The 17,310-nt window shown below is 60.3% G+C and carries 18 protein-coding genes; 6 read left to right on the top strand and 12 right to left on the bottom strand.

The features are described 5' to 3' along the window. Nucleotide 1: 1 nt before the first annotated feature. Both bamC and dapA read right to left on the bottom strand, forming a co-directional pair. Nucleotides 2-1,117, bottom strand: a complete 1,116-nt coding sequence (bamC, locus tag ACOYXI_RS26280; protein WP_461675463.1) for an outer membrane protein assembly factor BamC — start codon at nucleotides 1,115-1,117, stop codon at nucleotides 2-4. Nucleotides 1,118-1,134: 17 nt separating this feature from the next. Then, the gene (gene dapA, locus ACOYXI_RS26275; protein ID WP_027614465.1) at nucleotides 1,135-2,013 is read right to left on the bottom strand and encodes a 4-hydroxy-tetrahydrodipicolinate synthase; all 879 of its coding nucleotides are present in this window, start codon (nucleotides 2,011-2,013) and stop codon (nucleotides 1,135-1,137) included. 325 nt (nucleotides 2,014-2,338) lie between these two features. On the opposite strand from dapA, the gene ACOYXI_RS26270 reads away from it, so the two are divergent. Both ACOYXI_RS26270 and ACOYXI_RS26265 read left to right on the top strand, forming a co-directional pair. Further along, on the top strand, nucleotides 2,339-2,899 hold the full coding sequence (locus ACOYXI_RS26270; RefSeq protein ID WP_007963284.1) for a glycine cleavage system transcriptional repressor: 561 nt from the start codon (nucleotides 2,339-2,341) through the stop codon (nucleotides 2,897-2,899). 10 nt (nucleotides 2,900-2,909) lie between these two features. After that, entirely contained in the window at nucleotides 2,910-3,383 is a 474-nt protein-coding gene (locus ACOYXI_RS26265) for a peroxiredoxin (RefSeq protein WP_003222570.1), read from the top strand. Between the two features lie 124 nt (nucleotides 3,384-3,507). Here ACOYXI_RS26265 and ACOYXI_RS26260 read toward each other — a convergent pair whose 3' ends face one another. Both ACOYXI_RS26260 and ACOYXI_RS26255 read right to left on the bottom strand, forming a co-directional pair. Next, nucleotides 3,508-4,578, bottom strand: coding sequence for an AI-2E family transporter (locus tag ACOYXI_RS26260; RefSeq protein ID WP_003222568.1), 1,071 nt, complete (start codon nucleotides 4,576-4,578; stop codon nucleotides 3,508-3,510). A gap of 32 nt (nucleotides 4,579-4,610) precedes the next feature. Further along, the gene (locus ACOYXI_RS26255) at nucleotides 4,611-4,850 is read right to left on the bottom strand and encodes a sulfurtransferase TusA family protein (protein WP_098967669.1); all 240 of its coding nucleotides are present in this window, start codon (nucleotides 4,848-4,850) and stop codon (nucleotides 4,611-4,613) included. 98 nt (nucleotides 4,851-4,948) lie between these two features. On the opposite strand from ACOYXI_RS26255, the gene ACOYXI_RS26250 reads away from it, so the two are divergent. After that, the gene (locus ACOYXI_RS26250) at nucleotides 4,949-6,382 is read left to right on the top strand and encodes a M48 family metalloprotease (protein ID WP_135295140.1); all 1,434 of its coding nucleotides are present in this window, start codon (nucleotides 4,949-4,951) and stop codon (nucleotides 6,380-6,382) included. A gap of 79 nt (nucleotides 6,383-6,461) precedes the next feature. On the opposite strand, the gene ACOYXI_RS26245 is transcribed toward ACOYXI_RS26250, so the two are convergent. The 4 genes from ACOYXI_RS26245 to rpoE all read right to left on the bottom strand — a co-directional run bounded on the left by ACOYXI_RS26245 (nucleotide 6,462) and on the right by rpoE (nucleotide 10,273). Next, nucleotides 6,462-7,892 (bottom strand): DegQ family serine endoprotease, encoded by a 1,431-nt coding sequence (locus ACOYXI_RS26245; protein ID WP_098967667.1) that lies wholly within the window; start codon nucleotides 7,890-7,892, stop codon nucleotides 6,462-6,464. Between the two features lie 210 nt (nucleotides 7,893-8,102). Beyond that, complete coding sequence (locus ACOYXI_RS26240) at nucleotides 8,103-9,065, bottom strand: MucB/RseB C-terminal domain-containing protein (RefSeq protein ID WP_098967666.1); 963 nt, start codon at nucleotides 9,063-9,065, stop codon at nucleotides 8,103-8,105. Nucleotides 9,066-9,073: 8 nt separating this feature from the next. Further along, complete coding sequence (locus tag ACOYXI_RS26235) at nucleotides 9,074-9,661, bottom strand: sigma-E factor negative regulatory protein (protein WP_003222558.1); 588 nt, start codon at nucleotides 9,659-9,661, stop codon at nucleotides 9,074-9,076. Nucleotides 9,662-9,691: 30 nt separating this feature from the next. After that, nucleotides 9,692-10,273, bottom strand: coding sequence for an RNA polymerase sigma factor RpoE (rpoE, locus tag ACOYXI_RS26230; RefSeq protein ID WP_003172477.1), 582 nt, complete (start codon nucleotides 10,271-10,273; stop codon nucleotides 9,692-9,694). Nucleotides 10,274-10,831: 558 nt separating this feature from the next. On the opposite strand from rpoE, the gene nadB reads away from it, so the two are divergent. Further along, a complete protein-coding gene (nadB, locus tag ACOYXI_RS26225) occupies nucleotides 10,832-12,448 on the top strand; it encodes an L-aspartate oxidase (protein ID WP_098967664.1) in 1,617 nt (538 codons plus the stop codon). On the opposite strand, the gene ACOYXI_RS26220 is transcribed toward nadB, so the two are convergent. Then, nucleotides 12,417-12,869, bottom strand: coding sequence for a protein YgfX (locus ACOYXI_RS26220; protein WP_097086670.1), 453 nt, complete (start codon nucleotides 12,867-12,869; stop codon nucleotides 12,417-12,419). The genes nadB and ACOYXI_RS26220 overlap by 32 nt on opposite strands. After that, nucleotides 12,853-13,107 carry an FAD assembly factor SdhE gene (locus ACOYXI_RS26215; protein WP_003222550.1) on the bottom strand — a complete coding sequence of 85 codons (255 nt, stop codon included), beginning with the start codon at nucleotides 13,105-13,107 and terminating at the stop codon, nucleotides 12,853-12,855. Before ACOYXI_RS26215 ends, ACOYXI_RS26220 begins: the two co-directional genes overlap by 17 nt. 150 nt (nucleotides 13,108-13,257) lie before the next feature. Here ACOYXI_RS26215 and ygfZ point away from each other — a divergent pair, with 150 nt between their 5' ends. Beyond that, a complete protein-coding gene (gene ygfZ / locus ACOYXI_RS26210; RefSeq protein ID WP_134785623.1) occupies nucleotides 13,258-14,199 on the top strand; it encodes a CAF17-like 4Fe-4S cluster assembly/insertion protein YgfZ in 942 nt (313 codons plus the stop codon). 35 nt (nucleotides 14,200-14,234) lie between these two features. Beyond that, nucleotides 14,235-15,056: an HDOD domain-containing protein gene (locus ACOYXI_RS26205; protein ID WP_027614457.1), complete on the top strand. Its 822-nt coding sequence runs from the start codon at nucleotides 14,235-14,237 to the stop codon at nucleotides 15,054-15,056. Nucleotides 15,057-15,173: 117 nt separating this feature from the next. Here ACOYXI_RS26205 and ACOYXI_RS26200 read toward each other — a convergent pair whose 3' ends face one another. Then, entirely contained in the window at nucleotides 15,174-16,559 is a 1,386-nt protein-coding gene (locus tag ACOYXI_RS26200) for a sensor histidine kinase (RefSeq protein ID WP_461675462.1), read from the bottom strand. Next, the gene (locus ACOYXI_RS26195) at nucleotides 16,552-17,223 is read right to left on the bottom strand and encodes a response regulator (protein ID WP_003222545.1); all 672 of its coding nucleotides are present in this window, start codon (nucleotides 17,221-17,223) and stop codon (nucleotides 16,552-16,554) included. The genes ACOYXI_RS26200 and ACOYXI_RS26195 overlap by 8 nt, the downstream gene beginning before the upstream one ends. Between the last annotated feature and the right edge of the window lie 87 nt (nucleotides 17,224-17,310).

Here is a 17,310-nt window from a genome sequence, read left to right as displayed (position 1 = left end):
ATCAGCCCAGGTTGTCCTGAATCACGCTCAACACTTTGCGCGCCACATCGGCCGGCGCAACGGTATTGATGTTCTTCTCTACGGTCACCTGAACGTTTTCACCGACCTTGCTCAGGCGAACCTGATAACGCTCGGCGCGGGCTTCAACTTCTTCCTTGGTCGGCGCACTGCCGAACAGGCTGCTGAAGAAACCAGGCTTGTCGTCTTTCTTCTCGGCTTTCTCGGCCAGGTTGATGTAGTACAGGCCCAGGCTGCGGTTGATGTCTTCAACGCGCCACTGACCTTGCTCCAGCGCACGACCGACGCTCGACCAGGCACGATCCAGGTCCGGACCGACGTTCAGTACCGGGTTGCCACTGCCGTCTTCGCTGAGGCTGACACGGCTCGGGGTATCGAAATCGCGCGAAGCCAGCATCGACACCGAACCACCCTTCTCGGAGATCCGGCTCATGCTCGCGAGCATGTCGTCGACCAGCGCTGCGTCCAGGCTAGTGTTGACCGAACGGTTGGTGAAATCGACGTCGGCGGTGCTGCCGGCAGGACGCTCGGCGCTGACCACGTAGATTTCACTGGTGTTGCGCTGCACGCCTGGCTCGATACGCACCCGCACGCGGGTTTCGCTGTCGGCACCGACACCGGCGGCGCTCAGGCGCTTGGCCATGGCGGCGGACAGTTCGTCGGAATGCTGCCACGTGGTGGTGAATTCGCCGGTTTGCGGACGCTGTTCATCCAGCCGGAAACCATTGTCCTGGAAGAACTGTACCGCCACTGGCCAGACTTCGGCCGGAGGGTGCTGGGCCACGACCCAACGCGAGTCACCGCTCTTCTGCAGCGAGTAGTCGGTCGCCTCGGCAACCGCCGTCAGCGGTTGCGGGCGCGGTACCACGTATTCGCCCTTCGCCGTGTCATCAGCCACGTTGCGCGGGATCGGCAACAGCGGATCCAGACGCTTGGAGGTGCTGACATTCGGTGGCAGTTGCATCGGTGCAGTCTGTTGCGCTTCCAGGTAATCGCTACCACGGTCACGGAAATAACCTTCCGGGCCCCAGACCCATCCGCAGCCACTGGTGCTGGAGATAATCAAGGCAAGTGCGGAAAGTCCGGCCATTCGCTTCATGCGTTGTACTTCCTCAATTAAACCAGGACGCTGCACTGGCGCAGGGCCGTGCGAAGCGTTTCATGACAAGGAGCGCTCAGCCAGGTCAACGGCAGGCGGATGCCTTCGTGCATCAGGCCCATTTCAACCAAAGCCCACTTCACCGGAATCGGGTTGGCTTCGATGAACAGGTCCTTGTGCAGCGGCATCAATTTTTCGTTGATCGCCCGTGCGGTCTCGGCGTCGCCTTTCAGCGCGGCCTCGCACAGGTCAGCCATTTCGCGCGGGGCGACGTTGGCCGTTACGGAGATGTTGCCTTTGCCGCCCAGCAGGATCAGCTCGACCGCGGTCGGATCATCGCCGGACAGCACGATGAAGTCCTTGCTCACGCCGTCGATGATGGCTTTGGCGCGTTTCAGGTCGCCGGTGGCTTCCTTGATGCCGATGATGTTCGGCACGCTGGACAGGCGAATCACGGTCTCGGCCTGCATGTCGCAGGAGGTGCGGCCGGGAACGTTGTAGAGAATCTGTGGAATGTCGACGGCTTCGGCAATGTGCTTGAAGTGCTGGTACAGGCCTTCCTGGGTCGGCTTGTTGTAGTACGGAACTACCAGCAGGCAGGCATCGGCGCCGGCTTCCTTGGCGTTGCGGGTCAGCTCGACGGCTTCGCGGGTCGAGTTGGCGCCGGTACCGGCGATCACCGGAATGCGCCCGGCTACCTGTTTGACCACGGCTTTGATGACGGCGATGTGTTCTTCTACATCAAGGGTCGCCGACTCGCCGGTAGTACCGACCGCGACAATGGCATGGGTGCCGTTCTTGAGATGGAAGTCCACGAGTTTGCTGAGGCTGTCCCAGTCAAGACGCCCTTGTGCATCCATGGGAGTGACCAGTGCCACCATACTGCCCGCAATCATGAAACCGCTCCTGCCGGAAAAAGAGAGCGGTAATGGTACTGGCGCCAAGATGCTTGCACAAGCGAAGTACTGCGCCGCCATTCCCCTTGGCGTCGGTTTTCGCTACCCTTCAGACTTTGATCGGTACAGATCAGCTTGTACGCCGGGTTCCAGCCTCCCCTTTCGGCCTCCCAGGCCCCGTTCCAGTGTCGCTGCTGCATGCTCCGCCTTTATTGGAGCGAATTGCGAGCCACGGCCCGGGGCTTTCTGAACGGGCACGCGCAGACGCTTCCCGACGGCCAACGCCCATCGACCTACCGACCGCTCATCGCTTTAGGAATGCTGCATGTCCACCCCCACAGTTCGCGAACAATTCCTTGTCATCAGTGCCCTTGGCGCCAACCCCATGGAGCTGACTAACGTCCTGTGCCGCGCCAGCCATGAAAATCGCTGCGCCGTCGTCACCTCCCGCCTGACTCGCCATGGCGAATGCAGCGCCCTGGTGCTGGAAATCTCCGGCAGCTGGGACGCGCTGGCCCGCCTCGAAGGCAGCCTGCCGACCCTGGCCAAGCGCCACGCATTCACCGTCAACGTGGTACGCAGCGCGGCCCTGGAAAACCGTCCGCAGGCCCTGCCGTACGTGGCTTATGTCAGCTCGGCGTATCGCCCGGACATCATCAACGAGCTGTGCCAGTTCTTCATGGATCACAACGTCGAGCTGGAAAACCTGACCTGCGATACCTATCAGGCCCCGCAGACTGGCGGCACCATGCTCAACGCCACGTTCACCGTAACGCTGCCGGCCGGCACCCAGATCAGCTGGCTGCGCGACCAGTTCCTGGACTTCGCCGACGCGATGAACCTGGATGCGCTGATCGAACCTTGGCGCCCACAAAACCCAATGTAAGGAAGCTTTCATGGCCGTTGTCATCGACCAACCGGTTGCGGATTTCGAAGCACCTGCCACCAGCGGGCAGACCGTCAGCTTGTCCGCCCTGAAGGGCAAGCAAGTGGTGATCTACTTCTATCCGAAGGACAGCACCCCCGGCTGCACCACCGAAGGCCAGGGTTTTCGTGACCAGTACGCGGCGTTCCAGGCCGCTAATACCGAGATTTTCGGTATCTCCCGCGACAGCCTGAAGTCTCACGAGAACTTCAAGTGCAAGCAGGAATTTCCGTTCGAGCTGATCAGCGACAAGGACGAAGCCGTCTGCCAGCTGTTCGACGTGATCAAGTTGAAGAAACTGTATGGCAAGGAATATCTGGGCGTTGATCGCAGCACATTCCTGATCGACAAGAATGGCGTGCTGCGCCAGGAATGGCGCGGCGTGAAAGTGCCGGGGCATGTGGATGCGGTGCTGGCTGCGGCTCAGGCGCTGAACAAGGCCTGATATTTCTGCGTCGTTTTCACTGACGCCTTCGCGAGCAAGCTCGCTCCCACATTTGGAATGCATTTCAAATGTGGGAGCGAGCTTGCTCGCGAAGGGGCAATAAGCCTCAGCGAATAGCTCGGCTCTAAAGCAATGGAGCCACAACCGGCTCCTTGCGCGGCCACGCATCCAGCACGGCCTTGAACAGCGTCGCCAGCGGAATTGCGAAGAACACGCCCCAGAACCCCCACAACCCGCCAAACAACAGCACCGCACAAATGATTGCCACCGGGTGCAGGTTAACCGCCTCGGAAAACAGCAACGGCACCAGCACGTTGCCATCCAGGGTCTGAATGATCCCGTAGACCGCCATCAGATAGATGAACTGATCGCTCCAGCCCCACTGGAACAACGCAATCAGCAACACCGGCACGGTCACCACCACCGCGCCGACGTACGGCACCACCACCGACACCCCGACCAGCAACGCCAGCAGCGCCGCATAGTTGAGGCCGAGCGCGACGAACGCGATGTAGGTCACGCCGCCACAGATCACGATCTCGATGACCTTGCCACGAATGTAGTTGGCGATCTGCCGGTTCATTTCCTGCGCCACGCGGGTGATCAGCGCTCGCTCACGGGGCAGATAGCCGCGCACCCACTCGCCGATCATGGCCCGATCCTTGAGGAAGAAAAACACCAGAATCGGCACCAGCACCAGATAGATCATGATGTTGACCAGCAGCGGCAGGCTCGACAGCGAGAAGGTCAGCGCCCATTGGCCGAACTTGCCGATTTCGCCACGCGCCGCTTCGATGGCCTGCAGCACCTGCTCGTCAGAGACCAGATGCGGATAGCGCTCCGGCAGCAACAGCAGCAGCGACTGCCATTTGGCGAGCATGCCCGGAAGTTCGTTGAACAGCGTGATCAACTGATGCCACAGCAACGGCAAGACCACCACGATGAACACCAGCAACACGCCCATGAACAGCGCAAACACCAGCCCCACCGCCGCCGCACCAGGCAAGCGCATGCGTTCAAGAGCGAGCACCAGCCCCTGCATCAGATACGCCAACACCATCCCGGCCAATACCGGGGCGAGCATGCCACCGAGCGTGAGCACCGCGGTGAAGGCGAGAAACAGCAGCACCGCCAGCACCACCGCTTCTTCGTCGGAAAAGTAGCGCTGAATCCAGTCGCGTAACACTTTGAACATCAATAATCCTTAGGTCTTTTACGCTGTCGGCTTCAGGCTTTTTTCAACCAGTAACGGTAGACGCCTGCTTCGTTTTCTTCGCGCAGCAGCGTATGACCGGCCAGACGGGCAAAGGTGCGGAAGTCGCGCTGCGAACCCGCGTCCGTGGCGATCACCTTGAGCACCGCGCCGCTGGGCAGCTTGTTGAGTTCCATCTTGGCCTTGAGCAACGGCAACGGGCAATTCAGGCCACTGGCGTCCAATTCACAGTCATGGGCTACAGCGTCAGTCATTGCGTCACTCCGGTTCAGGTGGTTGAGGCGCCTAGAATATCTGGTCGCAAGCCCGGTGTCCGGCTACAGTAAGGTCTTTGTCTTCTAAGGCTTTGTGCATGACATTTCTGCGCCCTACCCTGCTGACGCTCGCTTGCCTGCTCGCCTCACCGGGCTTTGCCGACGATCTGCCGTCACTTGGCGACGCCAGTTCTGCCATTGTCTCTCCGCAACAGGAATACCAGTTGGGCCGCGCCTGGCTGGCCATGTTGCGCAGTCAGGTTGCACAGCTCAACGATCCGCAGCTCAAAGACTACGTCGAATCCAGCGTCTACAAGCTGGTGGAAACCAGCCAGGTGACCGATCGTCGCCTGGAATTCATTCTGATCAACAGCCCGCAACTCAACGCTTTCGCGGCGCCGGGTGGCGTGGTCGGGGTCAACGGTGGCCTGTTCCTCAACGCGCAGACTGAAGGCGAATACGCCTCGGTACTGGCCCACGAACTGGCTCACTTGTCGCAACGCCACTTCGCGCGCGGCGTCGAAGCTTCGCAGCGGATGCAGGTACCGATGATGGCGGCGCTGCTCGCGGGGATCGTGATTGCCGCCGCCGGTGGCGGTGATGCCGGGATCGCGACCATCGCCGGCACTCAGGCCGCAGCCATTCAGTCGCAGCGTACCTTCTCGCGCCAAAACGAGCAGGAAGCCGACCGTATCGGCATCCTCAACCTGGAAAAGGCCGGATACGACCCGCGCTCGATGCCGACCATGTTCGAACGTCTGATGCGCCAATACCGCTTCGACGCCAAGCCGCCAGAATTTCTGCTGACTCACCCGGTGACCGAATCGCGTATCGCCGACACCCGTAACCGTGCAGAACAAGCGCCAACGGGCGGCATCGAAGACAGCATGCGCTATCAGCTGATCCGCGCCCGTGTTCAGCTGATCTACGAAGAAACCCCGGGACTGGGCGCCAAGCGCTTTCGTGCACAACTGGATGAGAATCCGAAAAACGACGTGGCGCGCTACGGCCTGGCGATCGCCCAGATCAAGGGCGGCCAGCTCAATGAAGCCAGGGAGAATCTCAAACAGCTGCTGGCCAAGTCACCCAACGAGATCATCTACAACCTCGCGCAGATCGACCTGGACATTACCAACAACCGCCTGCCGGATGCGCAAACGCGGGTTGACCGCATGCTCACGCAATATCCGGGCAATTACCCGCTGAATCAGGTTCGGGTCGATCTGTTGCTGAAACAGAATCGCACCGCCGACGCCGAGAAAGCCCTCGACAGCTTGCTCAAATCCCGTCCGAACGATCCGGACGTGTGGTATCAGGTCGCCGAAACCCGTGGCCTCTCTGGCAACATCATTGGTCTGCATCAGGCCCGCGCCGAGTACTTCGCGCTGGTCGGCGATTATCGTCAGGCGATCCAGCAGCTTGATTTTGCCAAGCGCAAGGCGGGCAGCAACTTCCCGCTGTCCTCGCGGATCGATGCACGCCAGCGCGAGCTGATGGAGCAGGAGCGCATGATCAAGGACATGATGGGCTGAGTTTTCATCAGCGATATAAAAATTTCAGGCATAAAAAAACCGCCTCTTTCGAGGCGGTTTTTATTTCACCGCAACCGGGTTATTCAGCCAGTTTGAAGGTGATGAAGCTCGCGCGACCTTCACGCAGGACGCGCATCGACACCGAACGATTCTTCGGCAGCGCCTTGGCGATCTCGGCGAATTCCTTGGTGGAGCCAATGGCCTGGTTGTTCAGGTGAGTGATCACGTCCCCCGGTTGCAGACCGATCAAAGCCGCAGGACCGTCCTGAACTTCCTTGATCACCACTCCGCCCTTGAGGTCGTAGGTTTTCTTCTGCTCAGCGGTCAGTTCCGCCACCGAAACACCGAGGCGGTTGCTGCTGCTTTCCGCACCCGACTTCGGCAGTGCAGCCAGCTCTTTGTCCTCATCCGGAATCGCACCGACAGTCAGCTCGACATTCTTGCGTTTGCCGTCACGGATCACTTCGAGGCTGGCCTTGGCGCCCGCTTTCAGCGCACCGACCAAGTGTGGCAGGTCGGCGGACATGACGATCGGCTGACCGTTCATGCTCAGGATCACGTCGCCCACTTGCAGGCCGCCCTTGGCTGCCGGACCGTCATCCTGAATCTGCGCAACCAGCGCACCGGCCGGCTTATCAAGACCGAACGACTCGGCCAGATCCTTGTTCACTTCCTGGATGACCACGCCCAGCCAGCCGCGGCTGACTTTGCCACCGCTTTTCAGCTGATTGGAAACGTCCATCGCCACGTCGATCGGAATGGCGAACGACACCCCCATGAAGCCACCGGAACGGGTGTAAATCTGCGAGTTGATCCCGACCACTTCACCGTTCAGGTTGAACAGCGGGCCACCGGAGTTACCCGGGTTGATTGGCACGTCGGTCTGGATGAACGGCACGTAGTTTTCGTTCGGCAGGCTACGGCCGACGGCGCTGACAATACCTTGGGTCACGGTGTGGTCAAAGCCGAACGGCGAACCGATTGCCACAACCCACTGACCCGCCTTCAGGTCCTGGGACTTGCCGAGCTTGAGCACCGGCAGATCCTTGCCATCGATTTTCAGCAGGGCCACGTCGGAGCGTGGATCGGTGCCGATCAGCTTGGCTTTCATTTCACTGCGATCTGCCAGACGCACGAGGATTTCGTCGGCATCGGCAATCACATGGTTGTTGGTCAGGATGTAGCCATCGGAGGAAATGATGAAGCCCGAACCGAGCGATTGCGCTTCACGCTGACGATCGCCGCGCGGCGAACGCTGCTGAGGCGGCATGCCACGCTCGAAGAACTCGCGCAACATCGGCGGCAAGCCTTCCAGGTCAGGCATCTGCTGGTTCACCTTGCGGTCCGGCAGCTTCTGCGTGGTACTGATGTTCACCACTGCAGGCGAGGCCTGTTCAACCAGTTGGGTGAAATCCGGCAGGTCGGCCGCCTGGGCAGCGGGGACAGCCTGACCCAGCACCAGCACGGTGGCGAAAATGGAGAGATAAGACTTCAAGCTAAGTATCGACATACAGCTCCCGTTACGACGAGCAGGGTTAAGCGATATGGAGCAAGGAACACCGGGAACCGCGGGCCGGTATTTTTGTTCCGGGAACAACAGACAAGGCCAGAGCCGTGAGGCTCTGACCTATAAAAAACTTTCGGGTGATTTGCAAATGAAAATGCTGAGCAAACATTTCATCTACGTCTCGAAGAAGAAGTGGAAATGACTGAAATCAGCTCACTGCTTGCTGGTTGCAGCGCCATCGTTGCGCATCGAAAGGGCAATCCTCTCGGCCGTGCCGATTGGAATTTCGCCGACCACCGTCACCATCATCTCACCCTCAGGCGTAGTGAGGCGGCGGGAAACTGCGACAGTCGGCCCCAACTGCGTGCGGGTATCGGTCACTGTTGCACCGTTCAACGGCTCAAGAAACACTGAAAACCGCGCCAGCCCGTCGTCATACATCAGGCTGCTGACTTGAGTTTTGGTTTCGGAATCTTTGTGTGAAGTACTGCTGGTCAGCACGAAACCCGGAGGCAGCCAGTCGGAATGCCAGACCTGAGCCGTTTTCACGGCAGACGCCTTGTCACTATCAATAGTGACGGCCTTGCACTCGGCGCCAGCTTGAAGGTCTTTGTCCGACGGGACATCAGCGGTATCGAGGCTGGTGAACTGGAAACGCTCGAGTAGCTGCCCTTTATCGTTGAGCAACAACGACTTCAGTGGCAATCCGGTCTGTTTATCCAGATGCAGTTCGAAACCATAACGATGCTGGTCGCGAGGCGTCAACGATACGATGACCGCATCACGCCCGGCCACGCGCGACTTGCCGATGACGGCAAGCTCATACCAGTTTTTCAGCTTTTGGGGATCAAGCGAACGAGCGGTCGAGTTGGGAGAGTCTCCCAACCCCGCAATCAGAGTGCCGCTGACGCATTGAGTATGCCCATCAACACGCACGACTTCCTGAGCCGAGCCGTCGAGCTGAAGTAAACGCTCGCGGACCTGACCACTCTGGACACGATGCCAGATATTGTGGGTAGAAAAACTACCGTTACGCTCGTATACGAAAGTGCCTTGGAAGCTTTGCTGCTGCTCCGCCTGACCCAGGCGGATCAGCCAATCCTGGGCCTCGTCGGCATGGGCTGGAACAATGAACCAGCCGCTAAGCAGAAGCGAAAGTAGAGGTATGGCGCGCATGATCCTCCTTAACGGTTTTCCATGCTTGCTGCACGCGCATAAGGCAGAGCGCTTTCAGTACCTTTCAACGCAGCTTGCTGGGCATGCTGACGCAGATAGCCTGGCAGACGCTGATCGTGCCAGCCTGGCTGACCTTGCAGAACGCCGTTGGCCATCGGGCCTGTGGTTTCCGAGCTTTCTTTGTAGCCTGCCAGAACAGCCGGGCCTTTGACCTGAGGCGCAACCAGCGAAGGCTGATTGGACTGCTGGGCCAGTTCGACGCCAGCGATTTCGTCCTGGTTGTACAGGCGCACACCGGCCAGTACCGCAACGGTCACCGAAGCCGCAACGGCCAGACGACCCAGATTGCGCCAAGGGCCGCGGGATACTTTGGCTGGAGCCGTTTCGTCTTCCAGCGCAGCAGAAACTGCCGCAGCAATGTCCAGACGCGGAAGCAGCAGATCCTTGTGCATGGCTGCCCGAGCGATCTGATAACGAGCCCAGGTCTCACGGGTTTCAACATCGTCCAGTGCATTGATCACTCGACGCAATTCCAGTTCGTCCGCTTCGTTATCCATCACTGCGGACAGCGATTCCTGCAGGGCTTCACGACTCATGGCGTTCCTCTCTTGGCTGTCGCCGCTGTCTCAGTTTTCCTGCAACAACGGCTGCAGGGCTTTATCGATGGCCTCCCGGGCGCGGAAAATCCGGGAGCGCACGGTACCCACCGGACACTGCATGACGCTCGCAATGTCCTCGTAACTCAGACCATCGAATTCACGTAAAGTTAAAGCCGTACGTAAATCCTCTGGCAGTTGCTGAATGGTTCGATGGACGGTGCCTTCGATCTCATCCCGCAGCAAAGCGCGTTCCGGCGATTCGAGATCCTTCAGGCCGTGATCGCCGTCGTAGAACTCTGCGTCTTCAGAACTTACATCGCTATCCGGCGGCCGGCGGCCGCGTGAAACCAGATAGTTCTTTGCCGTGTTGATGGCAATGCGGTAAAGCCACGTATAGAACGCGCTGTCTCCGCGAAAGTTTCCTAGCGCTCGGTAGGCCTTGATAAAGGCTTCCTGAGCCACATCCTGGGCTTCATGGGTGTCGTGCACGAAACGCACGATCAACCCGAGAATTTTGTGCTGATATTTCAGCACCAGCAGATCGAAAGCTCGCTTGTCGCCACGCTGAACGCGCTCGACCAGCTGCTGATCCTCTTCCTGGGTTAGCATGAACACTCCTCGATAAGCATGGAGGAGGCTTGCATAACTAAACGACCAGACTTGCAAACATAGACTCGGGCTTTTCGCAAAAGTTCTCCCCCTCCAGGCAAGTTTCCTGCGGGCTCTGATTTGGCACGCACGAAAAACGCAGCGCGGGATAAACCGGCTGCGCGAATAATCTTGTCATCGGTTCGCCGGCAAAAACCCAATCGCAGGTTCTGCATTGAAGCCGACACTGTCCCGTGCTTCTGGCAACTGACTATTGATCTTGGGCCTCTGGCAAAAGTTCCAATTATTTATAGCCGTGCTGAAGCGACATTGAGCAACCGCGTGCTGAAAAAGCCTGTTTCATCCTCGATACAGTCGCCTTTTCCCAAAACGACAGAAAAAAACGTCCGACGAAACGTCAAGCTTTTGTCGTCACAGTAGTTTCACAATGCCATACGAGCTCGGCTATTGTGCCGCTCCACCCCTCTATATACTAGTGGGCTGTGTGGCTGTCTTGACTCGCCGATCCAGCTGTCCTGCGCCACCCCCGATCCGGGTCGCTTTGAGCGGAATCCTGAAATGAGCCAACAGTTTCAACACGATGTTCTGGTGATTGGCAGCGGCGCTGCCGGTTTGAGTCTCGCGCTGACCTTGCCGGGTCATTTGCGCATTGCCGTATTGAGCAAAGGTGATCTGGCCAACGGCTCGACTTATTGGGCCCAGGGCGGCGTCGCTGCCGTGCTGGACGATACCGATACTGTCGAATCCCACGTCGACGACACCCTGAACGCCGGCGGCGGTCTGTGCCATGAAGACGCGGTGCGTTTTACCGTCGAGCACAGCCGCGAAGCCATCCAGTGGCTGATCGACCAGGGCGTGCCGTTCACCCGCGACGAACAGTCCGGCACCGAAGACGGCGGTTTCGAATTCCACCTGACTCGCGAAGGCGGCCACAGCCATCGACGCATCATCCATGCCGCCGACGCAACCGGCGCAGCGATTTTCACCACCCTCCTCGCCCAAGCCAGAGAACGCAGCAACATCGAACTGCTGGAGCAGCGAGTTGCCGTTGATCTGATCACCGAACGCCGTCTGGGCATGAGTGGCGAGCGCTGCCTCGGCGCCTATGTGCTGAATCGCGCGACCGGCGAAGTCGACACCTACGGCGCACGCTTCGTGATCCTCGCGTCCGGCGGCGCCGCCAAGGTCTACCTCTATACCAGTAACCCCGACGGCGCTTGCGGTGACGGCATCGCCATGGCCTGGCGCTCGGGCTGCCGAGTGGCGAACCTGGAATTCAACCAGTTCCACCCTACGTGCCTGTATCACCCGCAGGCCAAGAGTTTCCTGATCACTGAAGCCTTGCGTGGCGAAGGCGCGCACCTGAAGCTGCCCAACGGCGAACGGTTCATGCCGCGCTTCGACAAACGTGCCGAACTGGCGCCACGCGACATCGTCGCCCGCGCCATCGACCATGAAATGAAGCGGCTGGGCGTCGACTGCGTCTATCTCGACATCAGCCACAAGCCTGAAGCCTTCATCAAAAACCACTTCCCGACCGTCTACGAACGTTGCCTGGGTTTCGGCATCGACATCACCAAACAGCCGATCCCGGTCGTGCCGGCGGCGCACTACACCTGTGGTGGGGTAATGGTCGATCAGCATGGTCGTACCGACGTGCCGGGGCTATACGCCATCGGCGAAACCAGCTTCACCGGCCTGCACGGGGCCAATCGCATGGCCAGCAACTCGCTGCTCGAATGCTTCGTTTATGCCCGCTCGGCGGCAGCGGACATCCTTGCACAACTGGATGACGTCACCGCGCCAACCGCCCTGCCCGAGTGGGACGCCAGCCAGGTGACCGATTCCGACGAAGACGTGATCATCGCCCACAACTGGGACGAGCTGCGCCGCTTCATGTGGGACTACGTGGGGATCGTGCGCACCAATAAGCGCCTGCAACGAGCGCAGCACCGCGTGCGTCTGTTGCTGGACGAGATCGACGAGTTCTACAGCAACTATAAAGTCAGCCGCGACCTGATCGAGCTGCGTAATCTGGCGCAAGTCGCCGAACTGATGATCTGCTCTGCCATGGAGCGCAAGGAAAGTCGCGGTCTGCATTACACCCTCGACTACCCGAACCTGCTGCCCGAGGCGCTCGACACTATTCTGGTGCCGCCCACCTACGCCGGCTGAACTTGAGCCGCACTCGCAGGCGTCGGTGCACATCCGCTGCCTGCGAGTCTCGCGGTACACAGATCGAGCGCACCCGCCGCTCCCCGCGCAAACGAAAGCGCAGCACCACGATCAACGGCAACGCCAGGCTGTCAGGGCGCAGCTGGACTGCTTGCCAGCCGCCCGCCTGATTCCACAATTGCCAGCCATCGGCATCGCGGCGCAATCGGCAAAAAGCCTGCGGATGCGTCAGCAGAATCTGCCGTGGCAACACCCACACGGCGTGCAGCAGACAGGCGAAGGCCCCGAGCAGACAGGCCCAGAGTGGAATCGACAGGAGAAACAACACACCCAGCGCGAACGCCTGGGTCAACAGATACGCCGCCAGCAACTGCCGAGAGGCATGCCAGCGGCATTCGAACGTATTACTTGGGCTGAACACGGTCCAGGATCATCCGGACCATGCGCTGCAGCTCAGGGTCTTCGGACTCACTGCGCTCCATGAACCAGCCGAACATGTCCTGATCCTCACAGGTCAGCAGACGGACATACAAGTCGCGATCGACCTGGTTGAGGTGCGGATAGACCTCTTTCACGAACGGCACCAGCAGTACGTCAAGTTCCAGCATGCCGCGGCGGCTGTGCCAGAAGAGGCGATTGAGTTCAACTTGTTCGACCATGGAGCCCTCCTCAAATAGGCGCGCAGTATACAGCCCCGGCGCGGGTCGCACAGTCGGCTTTGGTCGGGCACCACCGATCCTTTATCAACTACCCATTTCAACAACGCGCCCTTATGATGTGCCCCAGACTTTTTTACCCTGCGATGACCCATGGCCGATTCTGCTTTTTTCTGCACCCTGTCTCATGAAGGCGTACTCGCGGTTCGCGGCGTGGATGCCGGCAAATTCCTGCAAGGCCAATTGACCTGCAACATCAATTACCTCAGCGACAGCCAGGCCAGCCTGGGCGCGCGCTGCACGCAAAAAGGCCGGATGCAGTCGAGCTTCCGCATTCTGCTCGAAGGTGACGGCGTGCTGCTGGCAATGGCCAGTGAACTGCTGGAGCCGCAACTGGCGGATCTGAAAAAGTACGCGGTGTTCTCCAAGTCCAAACTGACCGACGAAAGCGCCGCCTGGGTGCGTTTTGGCCTGGAGCACGGCGACGCCGCGTTGGCCAGCCTGGGTCTGAGCCTGCCAAGCGAAACCGACAGCGTAGTGCGCAGCGCAGGCCTGATCGCTATTCGCGTCTCGCCGGATCGCGCCGAACTCTGGGTACCGGCCGATCAAGCCGACGCCATCAAAGCCAAGTTGGCCACCGCCCTGCCTGAAGGCGAATTGAACCAATGGCTGCTGGGGCAGATTCGCGCCGGTATCGGTCAGGTCATGCCGACCACCCGCGAGTTGTTCATCCCACAGATGCTCAACCTGCAGGCCGTCGGTGGCGTGAGTTTCAAGAAAGGTTGCTACACCGGCCAGGAAATCGTCGCGCGCATGCAGTACCTGGGCAAGCTCAAGCGTCGCCTCTATCGCGTAGAACTTGACGCGACTGAACTGCCAGAGCCGGGCACCCCGCTGTTCGCCCCAAGCCACAGCAGCGCCATCGGCGAAGTGGTGATTGCCGCCCGCGCCGCAGAAAAGATTGAACTGCTGGCGGTGTTGCAGGCCGAAGCTGCCGAAGCGGGTGATCTGCACCTGGGCGACCTCGAAGGGCCAGCCCTGCATTTGCTCGACCTGCCCTACGAACTGGATCGCGACCGCGAAATCCAGCGCTGATCGCAGCTTTTGTTGCAACACCCTAGAGAATCTACATGAGCGAGCTGGCGGATAAGGTCCAACAGGATTTGGTTGAGGCCATCGATAACGATGACCTGGTTCTGCCAACATTACCGGAAGTGGCCCTGCAAATTCGCAAGGCTGCCGAAGACCCGGAGATCAGTGTCAGCGACCTGAGCAAAGTGATTGGCCGCGACACGGCGCTGTCGGCACGCCTGATCAAAGTGGTCAACAGCCCGTTGCTGCGCGCGACCCAGGAAGTCACCGACCTGCACACCGCGATCACCCGACTGGGAGTGAACTACAGCAGCAACCTGGCGATCGGCCTGGTGATGGAACAGATCTTCCACGCCCGCTCCGAGGTGGTCGAACAGAAGATGCGCGAAGTCTGGCGCAAGAGCCTGGAGATCGCCGGCGTCAGCTACGCCCTGTGCCGTCGGCACACCCAACTCAAACCTGATCAGGCGGCGTTGGGCGGGCTGGTGCATCAGATCGGCGTATTGCCGATCCTGACCTACGCCGAAGATCACTACGAACTGCTGTCAGACCCGGTCAGCCTCAACCATGTGATCGACCACATTCACCCGCTGCTGGGCGACAAGCTGTTGCGGGTCTGGGAATTTCCCGAGCAACTGGTGGCGTTGCCGGGGCTGTATCTGGATTTCAAACGCGACTCGGCGCACCTCGATTACGTCGATCTGGTGCAGGTGGCGAGTCTGTATTGTCACAAGGACAGCGATCATCCGATTGCGCGGATTGACCCACTCAGCGTGCCGGCGTTCAGGAAGCTTGGGATCGATCCGGAGAACAAGGAGTTGTGCGCGGATCTGGAAGAATCGCGGACGATGTTTTACTGATCCGGAACCGCGGCGCGGCCTTCGCGAGCAAGCCCGCTCCCACAGGGGATTTGTGTACGGCGTGGACCCCCTGTGGGAGCGGGCTTGCTCGCGAAGAGGCCCGCACCAACACCACATTTATCCAGCAATAAAACTCACCCGAACCTTCAAACCGGCCTGTTCTCCATCGTGCAAGGTGATCTGCGCCAGATGCGCCCGGCAGATCTCTCCGACAATCGCCAGACCCAACCCTGACCCCGCGACCTGCTGATTGCGCCGATAGAAGCGTTCAAACACCCGATCACGCTCCTCCAGCGGAATCCCCGGCCCGTCATCTTCAACTTCAAGCACCGCCGGCGCCGCGACCCGCAGAATCACGTTGCCGCCCGGTGGCGTATGCGCCAGCGCGTTGTCCACCAGATTGCTCAGCAGCTCATTGAGCAACGTCGGCTCACCGCGCAGCCACACCGGCTCATCCGCCTCCAGAGCCAGCGCGACTCCGCGCGCATGAGCCAACGGCGCCATGGCCATGCCCAGTTCGCGGGCCAACTGACTCAGATCGAGCAGTTGCGCGCCGCCCTCGGCAATCGCCCGGGCACCGTTTTCCACCCGCGCCAGCGACAGCAGTTGATTGGCCAGATGGGTCAGGCGATCAGTGCTTTGCGCAGAGGATTCCAGCGTGCTGCGCCAGGTTTCCGCTTCAGACGAACGCAGCCCCAGTTCCAGCCGCGCCTTCAACGCCGCCAGTGGCGTGCGCAGTTCGTGGGCGGCATCGGCGATGAACTGCGCCTGCCGCTCGAACTGCCCGCGCAAGCGTTCGGTGAAGTGATTGAGCGCGCGCACCAGCGGCCACAATTCATGTTGCACTTCCACCAGCGGCAGCGGCCGCAAATCATCCGGCTGACGCTCCTCCACCGCCGTGCGCAAACGCTCCAGCGGGCGCAGCGCGGCACTCACCGCGAACCACACCAGCAAGAGGGCGCCGATCGCGAGCATGCCCAGACGCAGCAGCGTATCGGCCGCCAGACTGCGGGCCATGCTGACCCGCGCCTCATCGGTTTCCGCGACACGGATTTCCGCCATGCCATTCATGTTCGGCTCGGTGACCGCTTTGAGCAGGCTGACCACGCGCACGTTCTGCCCGCGATAGGTCGCGTTATAGAAGCGCGCGAGCGCTGGATAATCGTCAGTTCTTGGCGTACCGGGTGGTGGTCCGGGCAGGTTTTCGTAGCCGGAAATCAGCTTCTGGTGAATGTCGTTGACCTGGTAGTAAATCCGCCCGGCGCTGTCGTAAGCGAAGGTGTCCAGCGCCACGTAGGGCACGTCGGCGCTGAGCGTGCCGTCGCGCTGCGACAGGCCGGCGGCAATGGTTCGCGCCGAGGCCAACAGGGTTCGGTCATAAGCCGTGTCGGCAGCTTCGCGCCCGTTCCAGTACGCGCTCAGACCACTGGCGACCATCAACACCACCAGCAACAACGCGAGGTTCCACAGCAACCGCCAGCGCAGGCTGCTGGGCTTATGCATCGCGGCTTTCCAGCAGGTAACCAAGGCCACGGAAGGTCACGATCGCCACCGGTTGGCCGTCGAGTTTCTTGCGCAGACGATGCACGTAGATTTCGATGGCATCGGGGCTGGCTTCTTCGTCGAGACCGAACACCTGTGCGGCGAGTTGCTCCTTGCTCATCACCCGGCCCGGGCGGGCGATCAACGCTTCGAGCACGGCTTGTTCGCGGGAGGTCAGAGTCAGCAGTTCTTCGCCGAGACTGAAGCGCCGGGTGTCGAGATCGTAGGCCAGCACGCCGCAGCGCTGCTGACGCTCGCCACCGAGCACACTGCGCCGCAACAGGGCTTTGACCCGGGCTTCGAGCTCGGTCAGTTCGAACGGTTTGGCCAGGTAATCGTCAGCGCCGAGATTCAAGCCGTGTACGCGGTCCTTCACATCGCTGCGCGCTGTCAGCATCAACACCGGCAGGTTCTTGCCACGTGCGCGCAGGCGCGCCAGCACCTCGAAACCGTCCATGCGCGGCAGGCCGACATCGAGGATCGCCATCGCGTATTCCTCGCTGCCCAGCGCCAGGTCGGCGGCCACGCCATCGTGCAACACGTCCACGGTCAGACCGGTGCTCTTGAGCGCCTGGGCGACGCTTTCGGCCAGTTGCAAATGGTCTTCGACGAGCAGAACACGCATGGATCTCTACCTCATTCAGGGATGGCCGACGCCACTCTTTGCCGCGGAGTTTACAGCCGCAACCGCCGCTGTGAAGCCCGAAACCCG

Source organism: Pseudomonas sp. G3-19 (assembly GCF_054855875.1).
The sequence above is the reverse complement of the archived record's forward strand: the minus strand, read 5'-3'. Positions and strand labels throughout refer to the sequence as shown.

Excerpts from the sequence above, each read along its gene's own strand:
- bamC (WP_461675463.1), bottom strand. The coding sequence starts at position 1,117 with ATGAAGCGAATGGCCGGACTTTCCGCACTTGCCTTGATTATCTCCAGC.
- dapA (WP_027614465.1), bottom strand. The coding sequence starts at position 2,013 with ATGATTGCGGGCAGTATGGTGGCACTGGTCACTCCCATGGATGCACAA.
- ACOYXI_RS26270 (WP_007963284.1), top strand. The coding sequence starts at position 2,339 with ATGTCCACCCCCACAGTTCGCGAACAATTCCTTGTCATCAGTGCCCTT.
- ACOYXI_RS26265 (WP_003222570.1), top strand. The coding sequence starts at position 2,910 with ATGGCCGTTGTCATCGACCAACCGGTTGCGGATTTCGAAGCACCTGCC.
- ACOYXI_RS26260 (WP_003222568.1), bottom strand. The coding sequence starts at position 4,578 with ATGTTCAAAGTGTTACGCGACTGGATTCAGCGCTACTTTTCCGACGAA.
- ACOYXI_RS26255 (WP_098967669.1), bottom strand. The coding sequence starts at position 4,850 with ATGACTGACGCTGTAGCCCATGACTGTGAATTGGACGCCAGTGGCCTG.
- ACOYXI_RS26250 (WP_135295140.1), top strand. The coding sequence starts at position 4,949 with ATGACATTTCTGCGCCCTACCCTGCTGACGCTCGCTTGCCTGCTCGCC.
- ACOYXI_RS26245 (WP_098967667.1), bottom strand. The coding sequence starts at position 7,892 with ATGTCGATACTTAGCTTGAAGTCTTATCTCTCCATTTTCGCCACCGTG.
- ACOYXI_RS26240 (WP_098967666.1), bottom strand. The coding sequence starts at position 9,065 with ATGCGCGCCATACCTCTACTTTCGCTTCTGCTTAGCGGCTGGTTCATT.
- ACOYXI_RS26235 (WP_003222558.1), bottom strand. The coding sequence starts at position 9,661 with ATGAGTCGTGAAGCCCTGCAGGAATCGCTGTCCGCAGTGATGGATAAC.
- rpoE (WP_003172477.1), bottom strand. The coding sequence starts at position 10,273 with ATGCTAACCCAGGAAGAGGATCAGCAGCTGGTCGAGCGCGTTCAGCGT.
- nadB (WP_098967664.1), top strand. The coding sequence starts at position 10,832 with ATGAGCCAACAGTTTCAACACGATGTTCTGGTGATTGGCAGCGGCGCT.
- ACOYXI_RS26215 (WP_003222550.1), bottom strand. The coding sequence starts at position 13,107 with ATGGTCGAACAAGTTGAACTCAATCGCCTCTTCTGGCACAGCCGCCGC.
- ygfZ (WP_134785623.1), top strand. The coding sequence starts at position 13,258 with ATGGCCGATTCTGCTTTTTTCTGCACCCTGTCTCATGAAGGCGTACTC.
- ACOYXI_RS26205 (WP_027614457.1), top strand. The coding sequence starts at position 14,235 with ATGAGCGAGCTGGCGGATAAGGTCCAACAGGATTTGGTTGAGGCCATC.
- ACOYXI_RS26200 (WP_461675462.1), bottom strand. The coding sequence starts at position 16,559 with ATGCATAAGCCCAGCAGCCTGCGCTGGCGGTTGCTGTGGAACCTCGCG.
- ACOYXI_RS26195 (WP_003222545.1), bottom strand. The coding sequence starts at position 17,223 with ATGCGTGTTCTGCTCGTCGAAGACCATTTGCAACTGGCCGAAAGCGTC.